The 24,727-nt window shown below is 28.8% G+C and carries 21 protein-coding genes; 7 read left to right on the top strand and 14 right to left on the bottom strand.

What is annotated here, in order from left to right:
- Positions 1–71 precede the first annotated feature (71 nt).
- From QMG30_RS22570 to QMG30_RS22545, 6 genes are all read right to left on the bottom strand, one after another.
- Positions 72–1,163, bottom strand: a complete 1,092-nt coding sequence (locus tag QMG30_RS22570; RefSeq protein ID WP_281819344.1) for a GerAB/ArcD/ProY family transporter — start codon at positions 1,161–1,163, stop codon at positions 72–74.
- A gap of 40 nt (positions 1,164–1,203) precedes the next feature.
- The gene (locus QMG30_RS22565) at positions 1,204–1,416 is read right to left on the bottom strand and encodes a hypothetical protein (protein WP_281819343.1); all 213 of its coding nucleotides are present in this window, start codon (positions 1,414–1,416) and stop codon (positions 1,204–1,206) included.
- 18 nt (positions 1,417–1,434) lie between these two features.
- The gene (locus QMG30_RS22560) at positions 1,435–2,910 is read right to left on the bottom strand and encodes a spore germination protein (RefSeq protein ID WP_281819342.1); all 1,476 of its coding nucleotides are present in this window, start codon (positions 2,908–2,910) and stop codon (positions 1,435–1,437) included.
- A 16-nt stretch (positions 2,911–2,926) separates the two neighbouring features.
- A complete protein-coding gene (locus QMG30_RS22555) occupies positions 2,927–4,102 on the bottom strand; it encodes a Ger(x)C family spore germination protein (RefSeq protein WP_281819341.1) in 1,176 nt (391 codons plus the stop codon).
- Between the two features lie 399 nt (positions 4,103–4,501).
- Positions 4,502–5,233: a hypothetical protein gene (locus tag QMG30_RS22550; RefSeq protein ID WP_281819340.1), complete on the bottom strand. Its 732-nt coding sequence runs from the start codon at positions 5,231–5,233 to the stop codon at positions 4,502–4,504.
- Between the two features lie 79 nt (positions 5,234–5,312).
- Positions 5,313–5,474: a hypothetical protein gene (locus QMG30_RS22545; protein WP_281819339.1), complete on the bottom strand. Its 162-nt coding sequence runs from the start codon at positions 5,472–5,474 to the stop codon at positions 5,313–5,315.
- A gap of 175 nt (positions 5,475–5,649) precedes the next feature.
- On the opposite strand from QMG30_RS22545, the gene QMG30_RS22540 reads away from it, so the two are divergent.
- Positions 5,650–6,267, top strand: a complete 618-nt coding sequence (locus QMG30_RS22540; protein ID WP_281819337.1) for a DUF4397 domain-containing protein — start codon at positions 5,650–5,652, stop codon at positions 6,265–6,267.
- A gap of 226 nt (positions 6,268–6,493) precedes the next feature.
- Positions 6,494–7,066 carry a hypothetical protein gene (locus QMG30_RS22535; protein WP_281819336.1) on the top strand — a complete coding sequence of 191 codons (573 nt, stop codon included), beginning with the start codon at positions 6,494–6,496 and terminating at the stop codon, positions 7,064–7,066.
- Between the two features lie 125 nt (positions 7,067–7,191).
- Here the strand turns inward: QMG30_RS22535 and QMG30_RS22530 are convergent, their stop codons facing one another.
- From QMG30_RS22530 to QMG30_RS22515, 4 genes are all read right to left on the bottom strand, one after another.
- Positions 7,192–8,484 carry a glycoside hydrolase family 18 protein gene (locus QMG30_RS22530; protein ID WP_281819334.1) on the bottom strand — a complete coding sequence of 431 codons (1,293 nt, stop codon included), beginning with the start codon at positions 8,482–8,484 and terminating at the stop codon, positions 7,192–7,194.
- Between the two features lie 64 nt (positions 8,485–8,548).
- Positions 8,549–9,595, bottom strand: coding sequence for a [FeFe] hydrogenase H-cluster radical SAM maturase HydE (gene hydE / locus QMG30_RS22525; protein ID WP_281819332.1), 1,047 nt, complete (start codon positions 9,593–9,595; stop codon positions 8,549–8,551).
- An 18-nt stretch (positions 9,596–9,613) separates the two neighbouring features.
- Positions 9,614–10,351 carry a tRNA threonylcarbamoyladenosine dehydratase gene (locus QMG30_RS22520; RefSeq protein WP_281819330.1) on the bottom strand — a complete coding sequence of 246 codons (738 nt, stop codon included), beginning with the start codon at positions 10,349–10,351 and terminating at the stop codon, positions 9,614–9,616.
- A gap of 102 nt (positions 10,352–10,453) precedes the next feature.
- Complete coding sequence (locus QMG30_RS22515; RefSeq protein WP_281819328.1) at positions 10,454–10,906, bottom strand: hypothetical protein; 453 nt, start codon at positions 10,904–10,906, stop codon at positions 10,454–10,456.
- Between the two features lie 772 nt (positions 10,907–11,678).
- Here QMG30_RS22515 and QMG30_RS22510 point away from each other — a divergent pair.
- The 4 genes from QMG30_RS22510 (at position 11,679) to QMG30_RS22495 (ending at position 17,465) form a co-directional block, all read left to right on the top strand.
- Positions 11,679–12,389 carry an ABC transporter ATP-binding protein gene (locus QMG30_RS22510; RefSeq protein WP_281819327.1) on the top strand — a complete coding sequence of 237 codons (711 nt, stop codon included), beginning with the start codon at positions 11,679–11,681 and terminating at the stop codon, positions 12,387–12,389.
- A gap of 7 nt (positions 12,390–12,396) precedes the next feature.
- Positions 12,397–14,889 carry a COG1361 S-layer family protein gene (locus tag QMG30_RS22505; protein ID WP_281819326.1) on the top strand — a complete coding sequence of 831 codons (2,493 nt, stop codon included), beginning with the start codon at positions 12,397–12,399 and terminating at the stop codon, positions 14,887–14,889.
- Positions 14,882–16,297 carry an ABC transporter permease gene (locus QMG30_RS22500; RefSeq protein ID WP_281819325.1) on the top strand — a complete coding sequence of 472 codons (1,416 nt, stop codon included), beginning with the start codon at positions 14,882–14,884 and terminating at the stop codon, positions 16,295–16,297. Before QMG30_RS22505 ends, QMG30_RS22500 begins: the two co-directional genes overlap by 8 nt.
- Positions 16,298–16,448: 151 nt before the next feature.
- The gene (locus QMG30_RS22495; RefSeq protein WP_281819324.1) at positions 16,449–17,465 is read left to right on the top strand and encodes a nucleoid-associated protein; all 1,017 of its coding nucleotides are present in this window, start codon (positions 16,449–16,451) and stop codon (positions 17,463–17,465) included.
- A 113-nt stretch (positions 17,466–17,578) separates the two neighbouring features.
- Here QMG30_RS22495 and QMG30_RS22490 read toward each other — a convergent pair whose 3' ends face one another.
- From QMG30_RS22490 to QMG30_RS22475, 4 genes are all read right to left on the bottom strand, one after another.
- Entirely contained in the window at positions 17,579–20,893 is a 3,315-nt protein-coding gene (locus QMG30_RS22490; RefSeq protein WP_281819323.1) for a S41 family peptidase, read from the bottom strand.
- Positions 20,894–20,958: 65 nt separating this feature from the next.
- The gene (locus tag QMG30_RS22485) at positions 20,959–22,410 is read right to left on the bottom strand and encodes a M20/M25/M40 family metallo-hydrolase (protein ID WP_281819322.1); all 1,452 of its coding nucleotides are present in this window, start codon (positions 22,408–22,410) and stop codon (positions 20,959–20,961) included.
- A gap of 33 nt (positions 22,411–22,443) precedes the next feature.
- Positions 22,444–23,103, bottom strand: a complete 660-nt coding sequence (locus QMG30_RS22480) for a hypothetical protein (protein WP_281819321.1) — start codon at positions 23,101–23,103, stop codon at positions 22,444–22,446.
- A 13-nt stretch (positions 23,104–23,116) separates the two neighbouring features.
- A complete protein-coding gene (locus tag QMG30_RS22475; RefSeq protein ID WP_281819319.1) occupies positions 23,117–23,827 on the bottom strand; it encodes a DUF5058 family protein in 711 nt (236 codons plus the stop codon).
- 598 nt (positions 23,828–24,425) lie between these two features.
- On the opposite strand from QMG30_RS22475, the gene QMG30_RS22470 reads away from it, so the two are divergent.
- Positions 24,426–24,575, top strand: coding sequence for a hypothetical protein (locus QMG30_RS22470; RefSeq protein ID WP_281819318.1), 150 nt, complete (start codon positions 24,426–24,428; stop codon positions 24,573–24,575).
- Positions 24,576–24,727 lie beyond the last annotated feature (152 nt).

Here is a 24,727-nt window from a genome sequence, read left to right as displayed (position 1 = left end):
ATTCAAATTTTATTATATCACATACATGCACTATAAACTAGGTAATTTTTACATAATTGGTTACTTATTAGTTACTTACTCTTTTTTACCACTCTTGATTTTATCTCTACACCTATTAAAATAAAAACCGGTAAAATAAACTGCATTAGAATTGCCAAATAATTGTAATAATGAACATGATTTTCCATTTCAATTATACTTGTAACAGTAGTAAGAGATATTATAAAAGTTATAATACATAATGGAGTAACAATAAACCTATAGTCTTTCAATTTCAATATGGATGCAACCCCTTTACATCCAGCCAATAAATAGATACATATCTTTATGAAACCAGCCAAAATAAAAATTATTGCTATTACAGATTCGATTCTCTGCAATATATCTCTTATATTTATCCTGCTCACTGCACTATATATAGGAAAATAACTACTAGTATAAGCAAATTCTCCCAGACATAGATATGCACTTACATGAGAACTAAACATTATCACTCCGCCCAATAGTATCCCTATCAAAAATATTCTATAGATATTTTTGGTTTTACTAATACTTTTAACATTTATTATGAACATAAAGGTAAAAATCTCTGCAAATGGAAAAGTTATCATCTCAAAAGCTCCTTGTACTACTGGCTTAATGCCATTAGCTAAAACAGGTTCTAAGTTAAATGATTCAACCATTGATAACATAAGAGGTATTGTTATTAATATTATAGGATATATGATTTTAGTGAAAAATTCTGACCATCTCCCTAACACCTCCAACCCTCTCTTAAGACCAGCAATAACTAATACTATTACACAAAAAGCTATTACGGATACAGGTGTGTTGAGTAACCCAATAACACCAGTAAATAAAATAAAAGTACTTAATACTAGAGCCCCTACGTAAAAGCAATATAGTACATATAATATACTTATGATATTACCAATTATATTACCAAAAACTTCTATAAGAATTCCATATAAATTCTTATCTGGATATCTATCCATAATTCTAGCGTATATAAGAGAAATTAAACATGAAATCACAATAGCTACTAGTATCGCTATCCATATGTCAGATTTAGCTCCTTTTATAGGACCTATGACAAATGACTCGGATAGCATTATTAATATAATCATACATATGCATTGTCGTTTTGATATAACTTCTTCCATTATAAATCCTCATTTCCATTGCATTCCTTTATTTTTGATATCATATTATTTTTTCAATAATCATATCTAATCCTTCAGAGATTTTAGGAATTTTTACTCCCACACCATATAAAGTCATCAATACAAAAGCTGTTGTGAAGAACAAAACATAAATAGTAAGCTCTTTCTTAGTATTATTCTTTTTAATTGGTACAATTTCAGTAATACCAATTACAGTAAAAATTATAATGACAATCAAAATATTTAAATACATAAACTCACCTGTCTTTTTTTAACTCTTAGCTATATTCTTTTTTCTATTTCTCTTCTTTGATATTAATTTTCCTCTAATATCCATATACCACCACGGAGCTCTGATATAAGTATCCTTAATACCACTCATACTTTGCATAGATTCAACACTAAGCATATAGGGAATTCCAAAACTCCTTATAGAAAAAAGATGTAATGTTAAAAATATAACTCCGAAAATATATCCATATAATCCTAAAACAGACGCTAGAATTACAAATGCAATCCTAATCAAAATAGTTGAATTAGCCATCTTGGGTAGTAAAAAATTAGATATACCAGTAATTCCTATTACTATTATCATAGGCTGACTTACCAGTCTCGCTTCTACCGCTGCTTCTCCAACTACAAGTGCACCTACTATACTTATTGCAGAACCACTATATTTTGAAATTCTGATTCCTGATTCTCTTATCAGTTCAAAAATTATAATCATAATAAACGCCTCTAAAGATGTAGGAAAAGGTATACCTTGTCTAGCTTCATAAATACTTAATATTAATGGTGTCGGTATTAATTCCTGATGATAATTAGTAAGAGCAATATAAATTGCAGGAACACTTGTAGTAAGGAAAAAAGCTAAATATCTAAGAAGTCTGTTAAAAGTAGCATAATAAAAATTCTGATAATAATCCTCATCAACTTGAAAATATTCTAAGAAAATAAATGGGGTAGTAATAACAGAAGGTGATCCATTACATACAATTGCAACTCTTCCCTCCAGTAATTTCCCACATACTGTATCTGGTTTCTCCGTAGAAAATAATGTTTTGAAAATAGACATTGGTTCATCAGTTAAAAATTCCTCTATATATCCCGAATCTAATATACCATCTATATCTATTTTATTTAGTCTTTTTTCTATTTCCTCTACAATCTCTTTTTTTGCAATTTCTTCTATATAACATATACACACTTTTGTCTTAGTTATAGTTCCTATCTCGAAAAATTTCACTTTCAACTGTTTTGAGACTATTCTTCTTCTTATTAATGAAATATTAGTATAAATAACTTCATTGAATCCTTCTCTTGGACCTTTGATTATTGTTTCAGAAATTGGTTCATTAATAGCTCTAGCTGACCAATCAAGCGTGTTTAATATAGCTCCTACTGCAAACCCATCAATAAAGAATATACTTTTGCCTATATATAAATTTTCAACTAAAGTATTAAAGTCTGTAGATTTTTCCACTTCGTTAACACTCACTACTTTATTAATGATAAAATCCATATATTCTTCAGTATTTTCCATTTTTTCTAATTCAGCATTCATTATTGGTCTTAATATGTTTTCTGACATTATCTCATCATTAACCATATTCTTAATGTAAATAATGCACATTTCCCTTTTACTTGTTTTGTTTTGAAATGATCTATATACAATACTATCATCGTCTTTAAATTCTCTCTCAAACCATTTAATATTATATCTTATATTTTTGCTTATATTATTCATATTCAATTCTCCAGTTCTAGTATTTATCTATTTCTATTGATTTAGATGATAAAGCTGATCTTTCTATATAAACATCTACATTAGTTTCAACTGAAACACTTGGAAAAATATCATCCCAATTTTCTTTAACCTTTTTCCATTCTTTATTGTTTTTCCTTTTTAGCAAATCACCAAAACCGAATATATCTGATTTATAATCTTTTTGGACATGAGTAATTAATTCTTGTATACCTTCTTCTATGGTTTTCTTCGCATAGTCTTCCACATCTTTTCTATCTTGTTCATTAAGAATATCTAGATAATTACTCATTTCATTTATCGCAACATTACAATTAACATCAATCTTCATTGTTATTTCATCTCCATCTACTATTGGAGTAATCTTGGTTTCATTAAATAATATTTCAAGAGATATATGTCCAAGTGTTTCTTCAAAAAAATACTCCATCGATAATGGTTGATTTTTTATCTCATCATCAATAAAAAGATAATACAATGTTTCATCTTCCGTTAATTTTCCTACCATTTTAGAACCTTTAAAGACTGCAGTTCCACCAATTGTATGTTGCAATTTTCCGTCATCATGGGATTCATCAAGTCTAATTAGTGGAATAGCAGGTTCAAGTCCTTTTTTAGTCAACTTATCAATGACATTCCATACAGTAGTAGATTCAAATGTACCTATTCCTTTTTGATTTCTGAATGAATCATTTAATCTCATACTGGCAACATCTGTAGATTCATCAGAAAACATTTCTTGTGCTTCACAACCATCTGTTATTAAAATATGAACATCAGGTCTATATTCACCATCTCTCATAGTGTAATCCAATATTTCTGTAATTCCGTTTAATGCTAATTCTTGACTGATAATAAGTATTTGATTATGAGCTAAATAAGTTTGTTTACCATTCTTTTCAATTATTTTCCTAATTGCTCTAAATAGTGTATTACCATCATCTTGCAAGACTCTACTTTTTAATTGACCCTCTTCACTCTCAATATCTACAATTTCATATGTGACAAGATATTGACTCTGGGAGAGTTGATCCACTTCATCAGATGGAATGATATGCGAATCTATAGCTAGACCTAATACTATTTCTACTTCTTCTATTTCTCTATAATCCCAACATCCAACAAGAATAATACATGTAATGATATATACTAAAACGAATCTCGATTTCTTCATCATATTTCATTCCTTATATGAATAAACTTTTATACACTTACTAAATATTATCCCATTATCTGTTTCAATTATTCTATATTGACTAATTATGAAATCATATCCATATAAATGTTTCAATATAACCATATGACATATAAGAAAACCAAAAATCAAAAAACTGCTAAATAACAATAATTAGTTATTTAACAGTCTTTAATGTATAACAATCTATATTATATAAAATTAAATTTGTAATTATAAATAAATTTATTATTTATTGTAACACCTATATAGACAAGTACATATACTAAATTAGGACAACATATATTAGACTTAATTGCTAATCAATTACTCAGGCAAGTAAGACTTGTCTGAAAAATCCTCCTCAGAATTATAAGTAAGGTACAGTATATCTGTGCCTTACTTATTAATAATAAGTTCTATCGCACAATAATGATTAATTACATCATAATTAATCAATCTATAATTCTGGTACTTAATATCATATTCTATAATAACATCATCTTCAACTTCATAATCCCCCAAGTAAATTTCTGTTCTGAAATCAGTTTCTTTCTCAACGTGTATTTCTTTTTCTGGTACATATTCACTTATCTCTTCTGTTTCTTCATCAAACCAAATTGTCGATACTTTCTTATTAACAGGCACTATACCTACATCATAATTAATTAGGTACTTAAGAGTACCAGCAAGTCTTAATTTAGAAGTGTGATTAAAATCATTTTTTATTAATTTTTTATCATTTATAAAAACAGCTAAGACTATGTTTTTAATTTCTACGATTTCATCTTCATAATTATCTATTTTGAGTTTATCTTCAAACTGTAAAAACTTAGATATCTTAGTACTAACTTCCTGCTCTTCAACATCTATCTTAACAGTTGAATATTTTTCTCCTACTCCCCGAATATAAACCTTTATTACAAATTCCTCTGTACCAATAAAATTGATATCAGGTATATAAGACCAATAACCATTGGTAGTCAATTCAATTCTCCCGTTTTGAGGTTCTTTTTCTAATACACAACTAATCTCGTCTCTAGATAAATTTTTACCGATGACTCTACCATCCATCCTTGACCCTTGGTTCATTGATAAATTACAATTATATACTCTTACTTTCTTATCCAACTTATCACCCCTCCAGCACTTTATATATTATATGCTTATATAGATTATAAGTTGTTGATATAGTTAAAGTAATTTAATATTAATCAATTAACTGGTTTCTAACATTAAGAAGTATTGAACCAAAGATTATTGATATAATCCCAACTGCTATACCAGTTACTATTGAAATAATTCCTAAACATATTCCAACTTTTCCAGCACCACTAACTTTTTTGTATAATTTATCACTGTATTCAATCATGATTATTTTCTCCTTTCGCAACTATCTATTCTGTAGTCATTATAACACTTATATATTATATATTTCAATATAATTGAAATACATAAATTCAAATTATTTTTATTTTATTAACCTAGTAACCCTTTGTCCTAAATAGACATATATTGTACTAAGTTAATTATTAGGTGGTGACTTTGTGCAAAACAAAAAAACATCATACATTAGACTACTTCACGCGTCCCCAAAAGCACCAGCAGTTGATATTTATGCAAATGGAGACAATATTTTAGCAGATGATCTATCATATGGAGAATTCACACCATATCTTCCAGTTATGCCTGGAAGTTATACTATCGACGTATATCCTGCTAATAATTCAGATATGCCAATTTTAACTAAAGAATTAGATGTTCCAGAAAAAACAATAGCTACCATTGCAGCTATTGGAGAATTACCTAATCTAGAATTATTTGTAGTAGAAGACCCACAAGAATCTATACAACCAAATACCAGCAAACTAAGATTTATTCACCTTTCACCAGATGCTCCGGCAGTTGATGTTGTAGATCAAGATGGAGCAATACTATTTAAAGATGTAAGTTATAAAGGTATTACCGATTATATGAGTTTATTACCTAACACTTATACCGTTCAGATAGTACCTACTGGAACGAAACAATCAGTTCTATTCGTACCTAATATACGATTACTTCCTGAAGCTTTTTACTCATTATACGCAATTGGTCTAGTAGAAGGTGATCCATACCTTGAACTTCTAATACCATTGGATGGAAACTCTTATATCGAGACATAGAAAGTGTGCAAATGCACACTTTTTTTCTATTCCTATAAAACCCAAAATTAAATTTTGTTCACATAATTGTATTGTTAAGTCATTAATTGATTAATAATGTTAAACAGTATATAATACACTTAATTTGATTAAACTGTAATAAATCTTTATAATATATTTATTGATGATTCAACTTTCCCACCTTTAATTTAATGCAGGTAAATACTATTTCTATTTGGAGGCTATTATGAAATATATTAAAAATTCATTTACAAAAAACAAAATTATCTTATTATTAATCATAACCTTATTGATATTCATATCTAGTACTATAATCTTACATAACAGATATAACAAATTAAAAAACCAAACACTTGACCATATTAATAATGAATGGTACCAATTGAATAGAATGTGTGAAATTATTGATAAGAATTACATTAATAGTAACTCTAAAGAAGCTGCTTTATATAGAATGTTCGTTAATCAATTATGTTATAATTTTACTCCCACTGTTATTACAGATGACCTATCAGTTAATATGAACCGTCTATTAATCGAAGCTTATGACCCACTTTTCAAAAATCTATCGTATGAAGATGAAGTGATAGACACTGATGAAGCATTGAAATTATTAAAAGAAATGAATAATTTCCTTTACTCCATTAGTCATAAAATAGTTACCAGTGAAAATATAGAATGGCTTATAAAAGAATCATCAAAAGAACATATTGACTTAAATGAAAACGTCGAGAATTTTACAATTGAATACATTCAACTAGTTGACGATTATTTTAAACAAGATACATCAATTAACTGATAACAAAAAAGCTACATTTGTATTAAATAAACAACAATGTTTCTACTATATTAAGAGCATCATAGGTTAGCATTTTATCTCCCCTAGTAATGCTCTTTTTAAAATACATTGAATTCCGCTATATCTTATATGATTTTATTTACTATGAAATTATCTTCTACCAATTCCCAGTTCTGTGGAGTTTCTCTTCCCAACACCCAATAGAAGAAACCTCTTAAACCTAATTCCTTAACTAAATCAAACTTAGCTTGAAGACTTCTAGCATCTTCAAACCATACTTCATGTTGTTTTCCTTCTTCATCAGTATATGTTAAAAACGGTGATTGTGATTTCTCATCATATTGAATCTCTACATTATATTTATTTGCTAATTCTGGTCCTTGGGTAAATCCAATAGCTTTTGCAAATTTACCTCCTTCAACATAAGGCAGTGTCCAATCGTAGCCATATAAAGGTATACCCATCATGATTTTGTCTTCATCAATATTATCTAATGCATATTCCATAACTCTTCTCACTTCATTTATTGGAGCTACCGCTCTTGGAGGTCCTCCTGACCATCCCCATTCATAGGTCATAATAAATATGAAATCCACTATTTCTCCAATAGCCTTATAGTCATGCCCTTCGTACAATATACCTACTTGGTCATCTCTAATTTTAGGTGCTAAGGCAACTGATAAAGTATATTTTTCATCTTCATCTTTCAATCTTTTCTTGGCTTTCTTCAAAAAATCAATATATGGCTGTCGATTTTCTGCTCCAAGGAATTCAAAATCAAAATCAACTCCTAGATAACCTTTTTCTTTCATAGTGGCAATGATTTCATCCAATAACTTATCTTGTACTTCTTCATCATTCAGTATAGCTGTCGCTGTGTCAATACTGAACCCACCATCATCAATATTAGTTATTACCATCAGTGGTGCTACTCTCTCACTATAAGCTGCATTTATTACTGGTTCTACACCATCTAGAGGTGTCAACATTCCATCTTCATTAACCTGATAACTGAATACGTTGATATATGTTAGGCTATCCCCAACCTCTTCCACATATGCCGCCGAATCTTCACCTGTGATTTCAAGATCAACATATGCTGCAACTTCCACTATAGGCTTCTCAGGACTAGGTATAAATATCCTAGTACCAACTTTCAAATCAGATGGATCCAGATAATCATTAGCTCTTTGAATAATATATACTGTAACATTATACCTTTTACTTATAGAATATAAGCTATCTCCCGGTTTAATAGTATAGAATAATCCCGTTGTGGGTATTAATAATGTCTGACCTACTACAAGATTAGCTGGATTGTCTAGCTGATTTATCTCAATAATATCACTAACAGGTATATTATATAATCTTGCGATTCTGAAAAGGGATTCTCCAGGACTTACAACATGTATTTGCATATAATCTTTCCTTATTTTACTCTTAATAAATTATATTCAATACATCAATAATAAGTTAATATATTCAATTGTTCTGAAGAGATATATGATCTCCTTTTGACATATCAACCTGATATCCTGCTGATTTTATCCTATTTTCAATGCAATGTCTACACTGAGCGGCTTCATCCCCAGTACATATTTTACCATCATATAATGAATATTTTTCTCTTACACCAATTGGTGATAAATTAGGCATAACGACATTTGCCCCTGCTTTTAGTCCTTGTTCCCTTCCTTTGGGATCAATTGAACCTAATGCAGTAGTTGCTGGTAACAATACTTCTGGAAGTATAAGTCTGATTAACGATAATAATATACATGTTTTATCAGCTGTCCCTGCTTTTTCATTAGCTAATGGTGTATCAGATTGAGGCATAAAGGGTCCTATACCTACCATATGGGGTTGTAATTCTTTTAAAAAGACAAGATCTTTTACAAAATCTTCATTAGTTTGACCTGGAAGTCCAACCATGAATCCTGCTCCTATTTGGTATCCTATATCTTTTAGATCATATAAGCATCTTATCCTATTATCATAGCTCATGTTTGGATGTAATCTATCATACAGTTCTCTAGAATTAGTTTCATGTCTTAAAAGATATCTATCTGCACCTGCATCAAAATACTTTTTATAGGTTTCATAAGTTTTTTCCCCTATAGATAATGTAACAGCAACATCATCAAAGGATGATTTTATTGTTGATACTATATCCATAATTCTTTCATCTGTATAGAAGTTATCTTCACCACCTTGCAGAACGAAAGTCCTATAACCCAGTCTATAACCTTCAGCACAACACCCGATTATTTCCTCTTTACTCAATCTGTAACGTTGTGCCTGTCTATTACCTTTTCTAATTCCACAATATTTGCAATTGTTCTTACAGAAATTAGTAAATTCTATAAGACCACGCATATAAACCTTATCACCATAGATATGTAATCTTGTTTCATCGGCTTTTGTATGTAAGTACTGCTTATTTTCATTATCCATATTATTGAGTAATAGTAATAACTTATCAGGAGATAAATTATTACTATCCTTAAGTTCGTCTATTAATTTTTTCATATCAATCTCCTTATTATGCTAATTCTTAAGTAAATCTTTGATTACCTCTGATGCAATAATCAATCCAACAACTGAAGGAACAAATGAAATGCTTCCAGGAGTCTGTCTTTTGATCTTAGTTGACTCAGATTCGTTATTATTAATTTCAATATCTTCATTAATAATAGGCTTCAATGGTTTTTCTTTAGAATAAACTACCTTCAAGCCATCTATACCTCTATTTTTCAATTCTTTTCTCATAACCTTAGCTAGAGGACATACTGAAGTTTCATATATATCTGCCACTTCAAACATGGCAGGATTAAGTTTGTTACCTGCTCCCATACTACTAATAATAGCTATATTTCTTTTTTTACAACGTTCAATCAAATCAAGTTTAGAAGATACCATATCAATAGCATCCACAACATATGAATACTCATCCGACAATAATCTATCTGCACTACTAGCATTGTATAACTCTTTATAGGTTGTAACAACAGCTTCATCATTTATAGACAGTATTCTTTTTTTCATGACATCAACTTTGGATTGTCCTACAGTATCAAGTGTTGCATGTAACTGCCTATTAATATTGGTTACACATATATCATCATCATCTATTAATATTATTTCTCCTACTCCGCACCTTGCTAATCCTTCAATAACAAATGTTCCGACACCGCCAACTCCAAACACGGCTACCTTACTATTTTTTATTTTTTCTAATCCTTCTCTACCAATCAACATTTCTGTTCTTGAAAAAGCATGTATCATTTCAACACCTCTAACTAGTATTTTTATGTATTACTTCATTATATATCTATATCTTGATAAGGTAATTTTAACTTAATATTTTATAGAAATCAATTAATATATTTATCCACTTTTTAGATTATAGCCTTTATCAATGAATATATAATCAAGCATGTCCCAATAATTCTTATCTGATAAATATAGATTATCGAATTTATATTTACAATGTATACCTGTTTTTTCAATGTCTATAACTAAATCTTCATATGAGAAATAAAAAGTCTTCTCACATACTTTATATTTAGCATAATCGCTTATATCTATAGCATAATTATCGCATAACCAATCAATTATTTTGAAAAAATAACTTTTTACTAATGTCTCTCTTGTCTTTATCAGACTATAGATTATATTGAAATTATCATCTTTAGTCATGTATTTGAGATATTTAGGTTTTAAATCTCTAATATCCTCTGTTTTGTAGAACAGCTTAATCTCAAATAATTCTGTTTCTAATAAAGCCACTATGGGTTTAACGTCCAGATATTTATCTGTACACCAAGTTACCTTTCCCATTATTTCACCCTTTCCAAAATATAATAATCCCCTTTTTGTTATTAGAATTAACTTATAAGCTATATATAATAATTATATCATAAATAAACTTAAAAAAATTGAAATATAATGTTACTTTTTGATTATCATAATTATTGATTATCTCTTGTTACGTTTATAAACACCCTACGACATAAAATCTTAAATAAATTGTTAACTTTTCATTAACTACTTTCACATAAAAAATTATGTCGATTATCATATTATACATTATATGGTATATAATTCATATTTTTCATCAATATATAGTGGTAAAAATGTTAATTTCATTTAACATTTAGTTTTCCCATTAGTTTGTATGACTTTTTTAGTATAGTAATATTATATAAAAAGTGCTATACTTTTTAATGATTAGTGTTAAGGGAAAATAAAGGGATAAATGGCTAAATTATGCATATTATGTTGTTTATCTAATTTATTATTTAGGTTTTTCTTTCAAAGCTTATAATTACCGTAACATTACAATTTAATGAATTTTATGTTTTTGAGTAATATATTTTTAATAAACTTAACTTCCACTACCTTTAATTAATGTAGCAAATAAAAGATTATAGGTTATCTTTTAGAATAGAATATAGAAACACCTATATTTTTCTATCTTTAGTAGATCTTATTTGTTCTATTGAAATATTCATGTGGAAAATTAAGTAATAAATTAATAAAAAATATATAAAATAAGTGGGTTATATAATCTCAAAAACAACATCAAACGTTATAGGAAAGGAGGAGTATAATGAGTGACTTAATTGAAATTAAAGACCTAAGGAAAATATACAGAATGGGAAACGAACGTGTTATAGCCCTTGACAATATTAGCCTCAATATAAAAAAAGGTGAATGCTGTTGTATATTAGGAACTTCAGGTTCTGGAAAATCTACTCTGCTTAACATGATTGCTGGCCTTGAAAAACCCACTAAGGGACAAATTAAAATCAAAGGCAAGCGTATAGAAAAGATGAATGAAAAACAAGTAACTAAATTTCGTCAAAAATATGTTGGTTTTGTTTTTCAATCTTATAATTTATTACCTAATCTAACAGCCCTTGAAAATGTAGCTATGCCCATGATATTTGGTGGCATATCTAAGAAAAAGAGAGAACAAGAAGCAAAAAGAATGTTAACTGCTGTTGGATTAGGCGAAAGACTCCATCATAGACCTTCTCAAATGAGTGGTGGTCAACAGCAAAGAGTAAGTATCGCAAGAGCATTTGTTGGTTCTCCAGAACTTGTTTTCGCTGATGAACCTACAGGAAATCTAGATACAAAAACAACTATGGAAGTCATGGAATTAATAACAAATATTGCCAAAGATAATAATCAAACGTTAATAATTGTTACCCATGATGTAGAAACATCCGTATATGCAAACCGAATCATTCATGTAAGAGACGGACTTGTAGAAAAAATAGAAAATAAGGAAATAGAAAGTAAACAGGAGGCTTAATAAAAAAATGAAGAAATTTTTAGTATATATTTGTGCGCTGGTGATTTGTTTTAATGTGGTGGGAGTTGATATATCAGCTAGCGATGAAGGAAAATCCAGTGGTGACAAAGAAGTAACGCCAACAACTGACATCACAATAAATAATTATGATACTGACGAAGATGAGATATACAGTGGTAAGGAATTTGATCTTACTATTCATTTTAATAGACCTAGTAATGCAGAAGGAAAAAATATATTCCTAAACGTACAATCAAGTAGTTTTATAGTAATGAATAAAAGTTTACCAATTAATATAGGTACAACAGGAGATAAATACACTATACCAATGAAATGTACTGGCTCTGATGGGACAATAAATATAACTTTTAGCTATACAGATAAAGAAGATGATACTAATACAATTACATCTGTTAATACAATTTCAATTGACTTAGCAAATACTAGTAGCAGTGGCGGAGGTGGCGGTGGAACTGACTCCAATCCAGATAGATATAATACTGAATTAGTAGTAGAAGATCAAAAAATACCAACTATTACTGCTGGTAGTAATGTAGATTTATCATTTGAATTAAAAAATGCTGGTTTTTATACAGCTAAAAATATAAAAGTAGAATTTTTACCAACAGAAGAAATTGATTTTGAGACAAACTCAATACTTAACCTAGTAAATAATATTCCACAACTAAGGAAAAATGAAACAGCTAAATTAAAATATTCTTTTTATTTAAATGGTTCTACACCTGCAAAAACTTATAAATGCCAGATAAAATATTCATATTATCCTATAAATGCAAAACAACCAGTAACAACAACTCAAGATTTATTCATAAAAGTCAGAAAAGGCATTCCTGATGTAGACCTTAAATTAACAGACATAGCCTATACTCCTTCAGTAGTTAAACCTGGAGAAAAAGTTCAACTCAGCTTTACAGTAAATAATAATTATGGTTCATCTAATGTTAAATCAGTAGATGTTTCAATAAAAGATGATGAAAATGCAAAAAATTATTTTACAATAATGAATGGTATCAACAGCTGTAAAATTACTAATTTAAGTCCTGACAAAGAAGGAAAAAAAGTTACCTTTGACCTTTTTGCATCATCAGAACTTAAAAAAGGAAGTTATCCCGTAACAATCGCTCTTAAATATAAAGACAGTTCTAATACTGAAAAGACTGTTGAAAAGAAATTATATTTAATGAGTGAAGGTAGCGAAGACGAAGATAAAGGAAATACTGAAGTGACTGTTAAGAACATCGTATCTCCAACAGGTCAAATAAATTATAATCAATCTTTTGACATATCTTTTGATATTATTAACACTGGTGAAGAAAAAGCTGAAAATTTCTATGTCTCAGTAAATGGGGATGAAGAAGTAGTACCGATGTCTCAAAACATCAATACTATCAATGAACTTGAAGTTGGAGCAACTAAACATTTAACATATAAATTCAAACCAACAGAAGAAGCAACAACAAAAAATCACCTAATCAAAATAGAAATAAAGGGTAAAACTGAAGAAGAATTTCCAACTATGAGTCAATATGTTGGTGTATATGTGAAAGCAAAAGAAGAAGAAAAAGATGATAAGAATAATACAAGCAAACCAATTATCATTATAGATAATTTCACTTTAAATCCTGATATATGTAATGCAGGCGAAAATTTCGATGTAGATATATCATTCAAAAATACTCATAAAACCAAAACAGTTAAAAATATTAAAATTTCTTTAGCTGCAGAAGAAAATCAAGATACTGATAAAGAAAAAAGTGGTAGTGTATTTACTCCTGTTGACACAAGTAGTACATTTTTCATTGATGAAATAAAACCACAACAATCAATAGGTCAAAAATTAACAATGTTCACTATACCTTATGCAGCATCAAAAGTACATAATTTGAATCTTGATATTTATTATGAATATACTAACGAAGATGAAACACTAACTGAAACTATAAAAGATACAATACCTGTAACAGTTGTTCAACCTTCTAACTTTATCACTAATGAGTTCAAAATACCTGAACAAACATTTGTAGGACAACCTTTTAGTATATCTTTAGAAATAAGTAATACTGGTAAAACTACTCTAGACAACTTTACTGTTGAAATCGAAGGTTTTGAAGCAACCAATAATAGAGCCTACTTAGGTAACCTTGAAAGAGGAAATACAACCTATTATGACACTGATTTATCTTCCAATGAGGAAGGCGAAATAACTGGTAACATAATATTCTCTTATACAGGTCCAGATGGTAAGCCACAATCACGTAAACAAGAAATCAAAACAACAGTTATGGCAATGGAGATTGATAATAATGCAGGTATGGAAGCAGGAAATATGGACAACTTCATGCCACCAGAAGAAGCAAAAAAATCCAATACCAAATTAATAATCATAATTGCTGCTGTAGCAGTTGTAGCTGTAGTTGTAGTTGTTATAATTGTAAGAAAAAAAATAAAAAAGAAGAAGGAATTGAACTTCGATGAATAGAATTGATTTAATACGGATGGGACTTAAGAATTTATTTCGAAGGAAACTTCGAACCTTTCTTACAACTCTTGGTATTATTATAGGTACAATTTCAATCGTGGTAATGATATCTATTGGTTTGGGTATGCAGATAAGTATGGATAAGCAGTTAAGTAATATGGGTAATATAGACATTGTCGAAATTTATCCTTCCAATGGTAATTCAGACAATGGTTTTTATGGAGGTATGTCCATGTCCATATACTCAGATAATACTAGTACAACTAAAGAACAAGAAAAAAATAATATAAAAGAAGAAGATTTAGCTTCTTTCAAACAAATTAAAGGTGTTGAAAATGCAACACCGATAATTGAATATGATGCATCCTTAACTTGTAAAAAATATGAAACTAGTTGTAATATAGTAGGTATGAATGTTGATTTTATGGAACTTTATGGTATCGAAATTGATGGAGGAAGAATGTTAACGAAAGACGATAAAAATGGCTATATATATGGTTCTGAAATACCATATCGTTTTTATAATCCTAATCAACGTTTTTCAAGATGGGATGATGATTATGACCCAATTACTGGAGAACGTAAGCCACCAAAAGTTAATCCCCTAGAAGATAGAATTAAACTTAATTTTGATAGGAGATATCGATACAACAACGACTCAGATGAAAAAATGGGAAGACCTATAAATGTAACTGCTATAGGTTCTATAAAGAAAGATGATTACTGGAGATTTGCCGATAATATTTTTATGGATTTTGATCAATTATCCGAACTAAGAGATAAATATGACAAAATGACTGCATACAAGGCATATGATGGAAGAAAACCTAAAGACCTAGGATACGAAAAGGTTTATCTTTACGTTCCAAAGAGAAGTGATGTTGAGAACGTACAGAAAGAAATTGAGAAATTAGGTTTTACTGCTAGAAGTAATATAGAAATGTTGAATCAAACACAATCAATAACCAATACAATCAAAATGGTATTTGGAGGTATTGGAGGTATTGCACTTCTAGTTGCCGCTATAGGTATAACCAATACAATGGTTATGGCTATATATGAAAGAAGAAAAGAAATCGGAGTCATGAAAGTTATTGGAGCTTCCATAAAGGACATCAAGAAACTATTTCTTTTCGAATCAGCTACTCTCGGTCTTTTAGGAGGGTTACTCGGAATAATAATAAGCCTTATTTTGTCATATGCACTTAACAATTTGCAAAATGCAAAATTTATGAGTTATATGGGTATATATTCTAGAGGAGAAGAACAGTTTCAACTATCCATAATACCACCATGGTTAATTATATTAGCTCTAGTGTTTACGTCTTTCATAGGTCTTGTATCTGGTTATCTACCAGCACGTAAGGCTATGAAATTAAGTGCTCTAGAAGCTATCAAAACAGAATGATAATAATAAAAGAGATGTAAGATAATAAGTCAATGGATATATGTATATTCATTGACTTATTTTAATTATATATTATAATTAATTATTGATAGAAAGTTGAACTTACTATTATATAAAAATTTAATTATAGTTTCTTATTAAAGGAGATATTATGTATAGTATAGAAGAAATAGATATTTTAGATATGATAGTACATATACTTGATACTAACATAAGTGTACCAGTCATATCCATGGATGAAATGGAAAGTAACTATGAAATAAAAGAATTCTTTGCTAATCATATCATAAAAACACTAAACGATGACAATTTAAAGGACTGCGAATTCAATACAGATTATAATATGGTATATACATACATTAAAGAATTTGCCAACTCAGAAGATAAATTTGTTGAAATGTCAATAAATATCGCTAACCAATTATTCTCAATAATGTCCTCTAATTTAGATATTCCGTCAGGAGATTTAGCCTTTATTAATTTCAAGTGCAGAAATCAAAAGTATTTAGCATTATTGAAAATGAATTATACCAATTCATTTATCCACTATACAGAAGTAGAAAATGAATCTAACATCAATAGTATTATCAGACATAGGACTACCCTTCCTAATATGGGGCAAAAAATAAACGAAGCTGTTATTATTAATCTGTCTGATTTACACCTTAAAGTATTAGAGAAAAAATACGAGATAGACGGTAATAAAGAATATTATCTATCTTTGCACTTATTAAAATGCACAACAAATCTTTCCTCAAAACAACAATATAATATTGTCAAAAAAGCTACTGATTCAATAACAAAGAAATACTTTGATGAAAACGTAGAAAAGAAAATGGACATAAAGCAAGAACTATACAACAACATTGAAGAAACAGGGGAAATCGACTTAAATAAATTTGCTGATGATGCATTCAAAAATAATATTGAAGTAAAAAAGGAATTTATTGAAAACCTCTCAAAAAAAGGTCTTGAAGAACCAGTAGTAAAGCTTTCAGAAAAAACTATTACCCGTTCATTCGAAAAACAGAAAATCAAGACTGATAATGGAATTGAGCTGAAAATTCCTATGGAATTATATAATGATCCTGATAATGTTGAATTTGTAACTAACCCAGATGGTAAAATATCAATATTAATAAAAAATGTTAACAAAATTATTCAATAAATCTAACTACATATTTATAAAATAGACTCTATCTAGTAAATAATACTCGATAGAGTCTATAATATTATGATTTAGTCTATACCATAAAAATACTATTACATCCAGTTCGACTACTAACCTATGTTAGCAGGTTTCTTCTCTTCCCTTATTACTTTTAGAAAGTCTTCTAAATCATTTCCCTCAACGATAATATCAGGTTCTATGCCTATACCATTAATATTTTCTTCTAATATATTCCAATAGGAACTTACTAGAAATAGTACAAATCTATTTTCATCATCAAAATATATATCTTGAGCAACGCCTTTACCATAAGTTGTTTTACCTAATAACTCAACATTATCAGCAAATTTTCTAAGTCCCAATGCTAATAGCTCTGATGAACTAGCGGAATCGTTATCCACTAGTACTTTGATTTCTTTGAATGGTATTTTATTGTAATCAGAATAGATATTAGTCGTATATCCATATCTATTTACAAAATAACAAGGTGAACAATCTTCCAAAAAAATATCTAATATCTCTGTTGCAGCAGATGTCAACCCTCCCATATTACCTCTTAGGTCGATAATAAGTGTTTTTCTATAAGGTCTTTTTATCTGTTCAACATAATTGATGAATTTGCTACTGGTTTCATTTGCAAATGTAGCGATCTTTATATATTCAGTAGAATCATCAATTTTCTTGTAAGTAACCTCATCCATTTCTTCATCATTATCAGTATCATTAACTTTAACGAAGAAAGTAAATTTGTCATCATCTTTTTTAATATTGTTAATATAATTCTCAATATCTTCTATTTCAGTATATTGGTTTCCCATAAATTCAATAGTTTTACTTTCAATATCTTCATTCATATATAAATAATTGTCTAATACGAATTGTCCTGTCTTTCTAGATGTAGATTTCTCTTTTTCTTCTATGTATGCATTAAGTGTTACTCTATGATAATAATAATCTCCATCTAGTTTATTTGTATATATTTCAGCTAAATCATATTTTCCCAAGGCTAAATAATACAATGCATAATCGTAAAACAAACAATAATCATCTATCATATCTTCTTTACACTTTTTAGCTTTGTTATAGGACAATATAGCTTTATTATTGTTCCCTAATAAAAGATTGGCTCTGCCATTATAATAGTATACATATCTATTATCTTTCTCTTCATCCTTTTCTAATTGTTCATTAGTGTAATCTAATAATTTTTCATATTCTTCATTACCTAGTAGTATTGCCATCTTATAGGATTTAACAAGGGCATTATTACTATCGAACTCCAATGCTCTATCTATATAAGGTAATGCATCAGAATACATATCACAACCAATATAACATTCACTTATTGTAATTAAATCATTTACATATTCACTTGTTTCTTTTTCTGGTATCTTATTAAAATAATCTAAAGCTTCTAGTAAATTTACATATTCTAAAGCTGTACTAGTATCATTTTGTTCATCATATATTTCAATGAACAAAAGATAAACATCATAAATATCTTCTAACATACGGTTATCAAGTAAAATCTGCAATTGCTCTAATGCTTCTTCTGTTTTGCCTTGTTTATATAGAGCTAAAGCTTTTTCTTTATACGCATAAATTGCCACTTCATCTATATCTAATGCAGTTTCACAATATTTGATGGCTTGCTTGTAATTCTCTGCTTTGTTTGCCTTTGATGCCTTTTCTATGTAATCATTAGCCTTCGCTAAATTTTTTAATGAATCAAATACACTATTACTTATTTGTAATTTACCAGATGCAATATATTTATTGGTAGCTTTCAGGGTAATATCTCCTACAGGTTCACCATATTCGTATTGTGTACTAGATATTTCCACCTGCTGAATCCTATAATTTTTTTTATTAATATGTACAGTATATTTATAAGTATCGACACAGTATAGATTACTGACGAAAAATCTCAACCAATAGTTATTCTCTATACTCATGTGTTGTCTACTAAAAGAATTTTCACCTTGTAAAATATAATTCTCATCATCTTCATCTAGTTTAAGTTTACTACAAAAATCACTTCCATCATCAATAAAGTTATAGAGATTAAATATGTCTTTATACAGTGGAATCTCTTCCTTTTTATAATCTATAAATCTCCATGGCTTGTTATTATTGGAATAATATATATTTTTGTCATCTACCCATTGATTGAACGTACTTTTCTTAGACTTATCATTCTTACTATACTCAGAAGTAAATCTTTCATTCATGATTTTATTCTTCTTGTCAACTCGATATTTTATAGTATTGGTAATTTCTATTTGCTCATTAATCCTATTATCAGTTATTACGAAGTCAGCATCATATCTACCAACATTTTTCATTGATTCAGATGTTTTAGTTAATATATTCTTTACCTCATGATAATCATTACCCATCTTAGGAATAATGATTTTCTCATTATTTCCTGCAACATCAATTTTCCACAACTGATCTTCATATGTATTATTAATATGTTCATATGTTAAGATATAGATTAAATTATTGTAACTAGTCAATTGTGATATCTCATAACTTTGAAATATTTTCTTACATTCTTTTCCGTCTAGAGATATTCTGAATATAGCATCATCGTAATCATAACATATCAGGTACTTGTCAGTTATCTCAAAGTCATACACTTTTTCAGTATTTTCAACGTATATTATATCATTAGGATCATTAATTGAGATTTTATATATACCTGTTTTATCATTATTTTTATATTGATTACCTTTTAGATATATATAATCCTCACAAATAGTAAATGTTGTTATATAGTTGGTATCCAGATTAGTGGATAAACATGTAAAATTAGTATTACCCTCGTTATATTCAGCTTTTAATAATCCCTCGTTAGTCAATAGATATAAGTTATTTTTATAGAACGTAAACGAATTAATCTGTTTCTCCAAAACAACTTCATAATTGCTACCATCAACTTTGATTTTTTTGAGATCAGTATCTCCATATTCATTTTCTGTAAGGAAATATATATAATCTTCAACTACCAGAATATTATAAGCGCTTTCAACTTCATATACTAAAGTTAATTCGTTATTATTAGTAGTATTAATCTTATAGATGCCTGATGCTTTATCGTCATATGAGCTATTATCTATGAACCCATATACTATTCCATCCAAAACATTGAGACAATACATTTCATTATCTAGAACTTTTTCTGTTTTCCCTGTACTAAGTGTATGCTTATATAAACTATGTCTATCATCAATATTCAATGAAGAATATACAATACCTTTCTCATAAGCAATTTTACTGAGATTAATTGCATTCATAGAAGTGTTCCCAAGTCTTTTATACACTATATCATTATTATTTTCCTGTGCTTTTACTGAAATATTTGATACTATAATCAATAAGACGCTTAGAAATAGTGATGCTATCATTCTTCTTTTATTCATTTTTTCGTCCCCTTAGTTATTTTGATTTATAGATTGATATTAGCAAATATTGGTAACAATGTCAATTAGCATTCTTTTAATAGATAATAGAAAAATTCTAAGCATTTATTAATATTTGCTACTGACAAATTTTCATTAGTACCATGTATTTTTCTTAATTCATCATTATGTAATTTATATGGGGAGAATCTATATATGTTTTTACATACCGGTTCATATTTTCTTGCATCAGTTCCAGCAAGCACTATATATGGTGCTACTATCACGTTTTGATAAATTCTATTAGTGATATCTTCTATTTTATGAAACCCTTCTGTTTCTGTATTTGAAATAAGTGAAGGATTTTCAATTCTTAAGGTTTTAATTTCTATTGGCAACTTCTTATTGATTTCTTTTATATGGTCAATTAAATCATTACTTGTTTCTCCTGGAAGTACTCTGTAATTACATGTTACAGATGCTTTTTGTGGCAGTATATTAGGTTCCATACTACCTTCTGCCATAGTAACCGCTGTAGTTGTTCTCAACAATGCATTACCTGACTGCATTTTAGAAAATCCTCTAATGAATAATGGTTTGAAGAGCCATAAATTAGATAAAACAACTCTATTAGTCAACTTCATTTCAGGTCCGATTTTCAATAAGAATTTTTCTACAGGTTTTATCAATTTCAATTTACATTGTTTTTTCTCAAGATTATTTATAGCTTGTGCAATTATTCCTAAAGATGTATGTTGTGGAGGCATAGATGCATGTCCACCACTACTCTTGACTTCCAATTTGATATTACAATAACCTTTTTCACCGATTCCAATCAAAGCAATAGGTTTAGCGATTTCTTTTATTGCACCTTCTGTTACACATCCACCTTCATCAATCAGATAGTCAAATTCTATACCTTTTTCTTTTAGATATTCAGCTATTTTAACAGCACCTTGCTTACCTCCTACTTCTTCATCATGACCGAATGCAAAATAAACATCTTTGTCTGGTTTATAACCTTCTTTTAATAATAGTTCCGCTGCTTCAAGAGCTGCTATCATATGTACTTTTGTATCTATAGTTCCTCTTCCCCATACTATATCATCTTTAATGATCCCACTGAATGGCTCTTGTTTCCAATCTTTAACAGTAGATTCTTCTACAGGAACCACATCCATATGTGCAGTAATTATTATTGGTTTTTTAGAGGTATTACTACTTTTCCAGTGATATAATAAACTATAATTATTAATGATTTTCCTTTCAATATTTTTATGTACCAAAGGAAATAATTCTTCTAATAATTTGTGATATCTTATAAATTCATTCCAATCGGTTTTTGAATAATCACTATTGGATATTGTTTTTATCTTAACAGCTTCTGATAATTTTTTTGAACAAGCCATTTTATCATATTCAATATGATCTACTTCATTTTTTATGATAATATCATCATTCTTAAATCTTATAGTTCTTATGGTTACAATAATAATCAAGACAATAATTACTATTAATAATAAATATAAAATCCACAAAATCAATTCCTCCCGAATAAAAAAATCAGTTAATTAGACTTCCTTGATAAATCTTTTATTGTACATAATTCTTGCAGATATAACTGATATTATTCCCATTATAGGTATCATGACACCCTCAGCTCCTGATGGAATATTAAATAATGCAAATGCAAGAACAACAAATGTTAAAGGTACAATTGCTAATTTCCATTGTTTTTGAATCCAGTAAGCACCTAATGCACCAAAAAGAGCTGGCAATATATTATCAAAAGCAGGTTTTAGAACTGGTGAATTAAGAACCGGCTCTAATGGTACTACTGCAAGCATACCAATAAATACGACAATAACAGTTACTATAGCGGATACTGCCACTGAGATTCCCGCAATAACCTCTCCTTCTTCTGTTTGTGGTTTGACTCCTACATTTTCCATACACATGAGAGCACATGGAATCTTTAGATTAGTTACATTCCCAGTTACAAAAGCTAAGTATGATGCACTAGTTCCTAACATTGGTGTATATGTAACAAATTCTGCTGCACACATAGGTATATATATCATACAAACCATACCTATTCCTTTTACTAGATTCATGAATGGTGGAAATATATTATATTTCAGACACACTATCGTTGGTATCATAGCTATCATAATTAATACGATAATACCTGTTATTCTTCCTATTCTATGTACTTTATCATTATAATTCAACTATATGACCTCCTTATATTCCTGTATATACTACAGCAAGTATCATTCCACATAACATACTAACAGCTAACGAAAAATTGTTAATCCAATCAAACTTAAATTTCTTAGCTATAAATGTTAATATGGTCATTATAGCACCGCTACTTAACAACACTAATAATGCAATTCCTCCTTCAACAATAGGAGGTCCAATGAATACTGATAGCATTCCGAAGAATAGTGCATTTATTAATATAGCCAACCAATTGGAATCTTTTTTTTCTATATTCTTCATTTTATTTTGATACCATTTCAAACCTACGATACAAAATAATAAACCCCAGATTATTCCAATACTCATTACCCACATTGAGTTACCGAAAACTAATGAAGTATAACCTTTTGCTCCAAGTTTAGTTACGCCCATACTCTTGGCTCCTATATCTGCTGAAATAAGTTCATAAGGTGCTGAGCCGACTATTGATAATCTCATCCATGAAAAAGGAATACCTAAGACGGGTGCAATAGCAATCAATGAAATTATTATTGGTATTGAAGGCACTATAGAAAATATAGCACTTGACTTAACTGCATTTAGCATTTTTTCCTTAGATATTCCTATCGCTATTCCTCTTTTCCATGACATAATTAGAAAACAAACAGACTGTACCAGTACAAACAAAATCAATACTGCTGCTAGAATGAATATAATGTTGCTATTAGCAATTTCCATATAATCTTTCATAGTTTTCCCCCTTGTATATATTGTTATTTGCATCAAATACTTATTATATTATACCATTTATTCTTATTTTCTACAATTTACCAACAATATTAATACTAACAACATTAAAGATACTATCAGCCTAAACTAAGATTAATGAAAATTTATAACACATAAAAATAGAGGTTATCGTAAATTTTGACTACCATTTCTATTATTACAATTATTATTACTGCTGCATTTTATATTTTCTATAATATTAAATATAATTTTAATAATCAAATAATAATGTGTATAATAGTTAAAGTGTTTTAATAAAATAAATACTAATAAAATATATTGCAAATGAAATACAATAAAGAGTATAATAATAAATATAAAAAAAATTGAAAGGAGATATAACTATTTGATTTGAAATTTCAGAACATTATTTTTATGAATAAATTATTTTTAAGGAGGTACAACACATGAAAAAGAGAGTATAAAATTATACAACACCAAACATGCAAATTGGTCTTTATTAAAAGGTGGAATTACCGATACTGATGGTATTGCTGGCAATGAAATTATTATTAATTGTGGTTCTTATATCAAAATAATCCATGATGCCAAAGATTCTATGAAGTTATACAACACCAAACATGCAAATTGGACTTTAATAGGTATTCGTAACTATGATGGTAGCCCTGGCAATGAAATCATATATAGTTACAGTAATAGAACATACGCAATATTTGATGCAAAAGGTTTACAGCGTCAGATTAGTTAGCAAAACAAGTTTGTAGCACTTGCACGTGACATGCTCCCCCACTAAACCTATAAAACGGTTTTGAGGGGGCTTCTTGGGACGTAGTAACCTAATGGTTACTATTATTACCAAGCTCTACGGGTAAGCCCTACCCTGTAATATTTTAATATTGC

The organism is Vallitalea longa (assembly GCF_027923465.1).
In the GTDB taxonomy this organism is placed as follows: domain Bacteria; phylum Bacillota; class Clostridia; order Lachnospirales; family Vallitaleaceae; genus Vallitalea; species Vallitalea longa.
The sequence above is the reverse complement of the archived record's forward strand: the minus strand, read 5'-3'. Positions and strand labels throughout refer to the sequence as shown.

What these genes read in the sequence shown, in the direction of transcription:
- QMG30_RS22490 (WP_281819323.1), bottom strand. Translation starts at nt 20,893, where the DNA reads ATGAATAAAAGAAGAATGATAGCATCACTATTTCTAAGCGTCTTATTG.
- QMG30_RS22500 (WP_281819325.1), top strand. Translation starts at nt 14,882, where the DNA reads ATGAATAGAATTGATTTAATACGGATGGGACTTAAGAATTTATTTCGA.
- QMG30_RS22520 (WP_281819330.1), bottom strand. Translation starts at nt 10,351, where the DNA reads ATGATACATGCTTTTTCAAGAACAGAAATGTTGATTGGTAGAGAAGGA.
- QMG30_RS22555 (WP_281819341.1), bottom strand. Translation starts at nt 4,102, where the DNA reads ATGAAGAAATCGAGATTCGTTTTAGTATATATCATTACATGTATTATT.
- QMG30_RS22475 (WP_281819319.1), bottom strand. Translation starts at nt 23,827, where the DNA reads ATGAAAGATTATATGGAAATTGCTAATAGCAACATTATATTCATTCTA.
- hydE (WP_281819332.1), bottom strand. Translation starts at nt 9,595, where the DNA reads ATGAAAAAATTAATAGACGAACTTAAGGATAGTAATAATTTATCTCCT.
- QMG30_RS22535 (WP_281819336.1), top strand. Translation starts at nt 6,494, where the DNA reads ATGAAATATATTAAAAATTCATTTACAAAAAACAAAATTATCTTATTA.
- QMG30_RS22505 (WP_281819326.1), top strand. Translation starts at nt 12,397, where the DNA reads ATGAAGAAATTTTTAGTATATATTTGTGCGCTGGTGATTTGTTTTAAT.
- QMG30_RS22570 (WP_281819344.1), bottom strand. Translation starts at nt 1,163, where the DNA reads ATGGAAGAAGTTATATCAAAACGACAATGCATATGTATGATTATATTA.
- QMG30_RS22470 (WP_281819318.1), top strand. Translation starts at nt 24,426, where the DNA reads ATGAAGTTATACAACACCAAACATGCAAATTGGACTTTAATAGGTATT.
- QMG30_RS22530 (WP_281819334.1), bottom strand. Translation starts at nt 8,484, where the DNA reads ATGCAAATACATGTTGTAAGTCCTGGAGAATCCCTTTTCAGAATCGCA.
- QMG30_RS22515 (WP_281819328.1), bottom strand. Translation starts at nt 10,906, where the DNA reads ATGGGAAAGGTAACTTGGTGTACAGATAAATATCTGGACGTTAAACCC.
- QMG30_RS22545 (WP_281819339.1), bottom strand. Translation starts at nt 5,474, where the DNA reads ATGATTGAATACAGTGATAAATTATACAAAAAAGTTAGTGGTGCTGGA.
- QMG30_RS22560 (WP_281819342.1), bottom strand. Translation starts at nt 2,910, where the DNA reads ATGAATAATATAAGCAAAAATATAAGATATAATATTAAATGGTTTGAG.
- QMG30_RS22495 (WP_281819324.1), top strand. Translation starts at nt 16,449, where the DNA reads ATGTATAGTATAGAAGAAATAGATATTTTAGATATGATAGTACATATA.
- QMG30_RS22510 (WP_281819327.1), top strand. Translation starts at nt 11,679, where the DNA reads ATGAGTGACTTAATTGAAATTAAAGACCTAAGGAAAATATACAGAATG.
- QMG30_RS22565 (WP_281819343.1), bottom strand. Translation starts at nt 1,416, where the DNA reads ATGTATTTAAATATTTTGATTGTCATTATAATTTTTACTGTAATTGGT.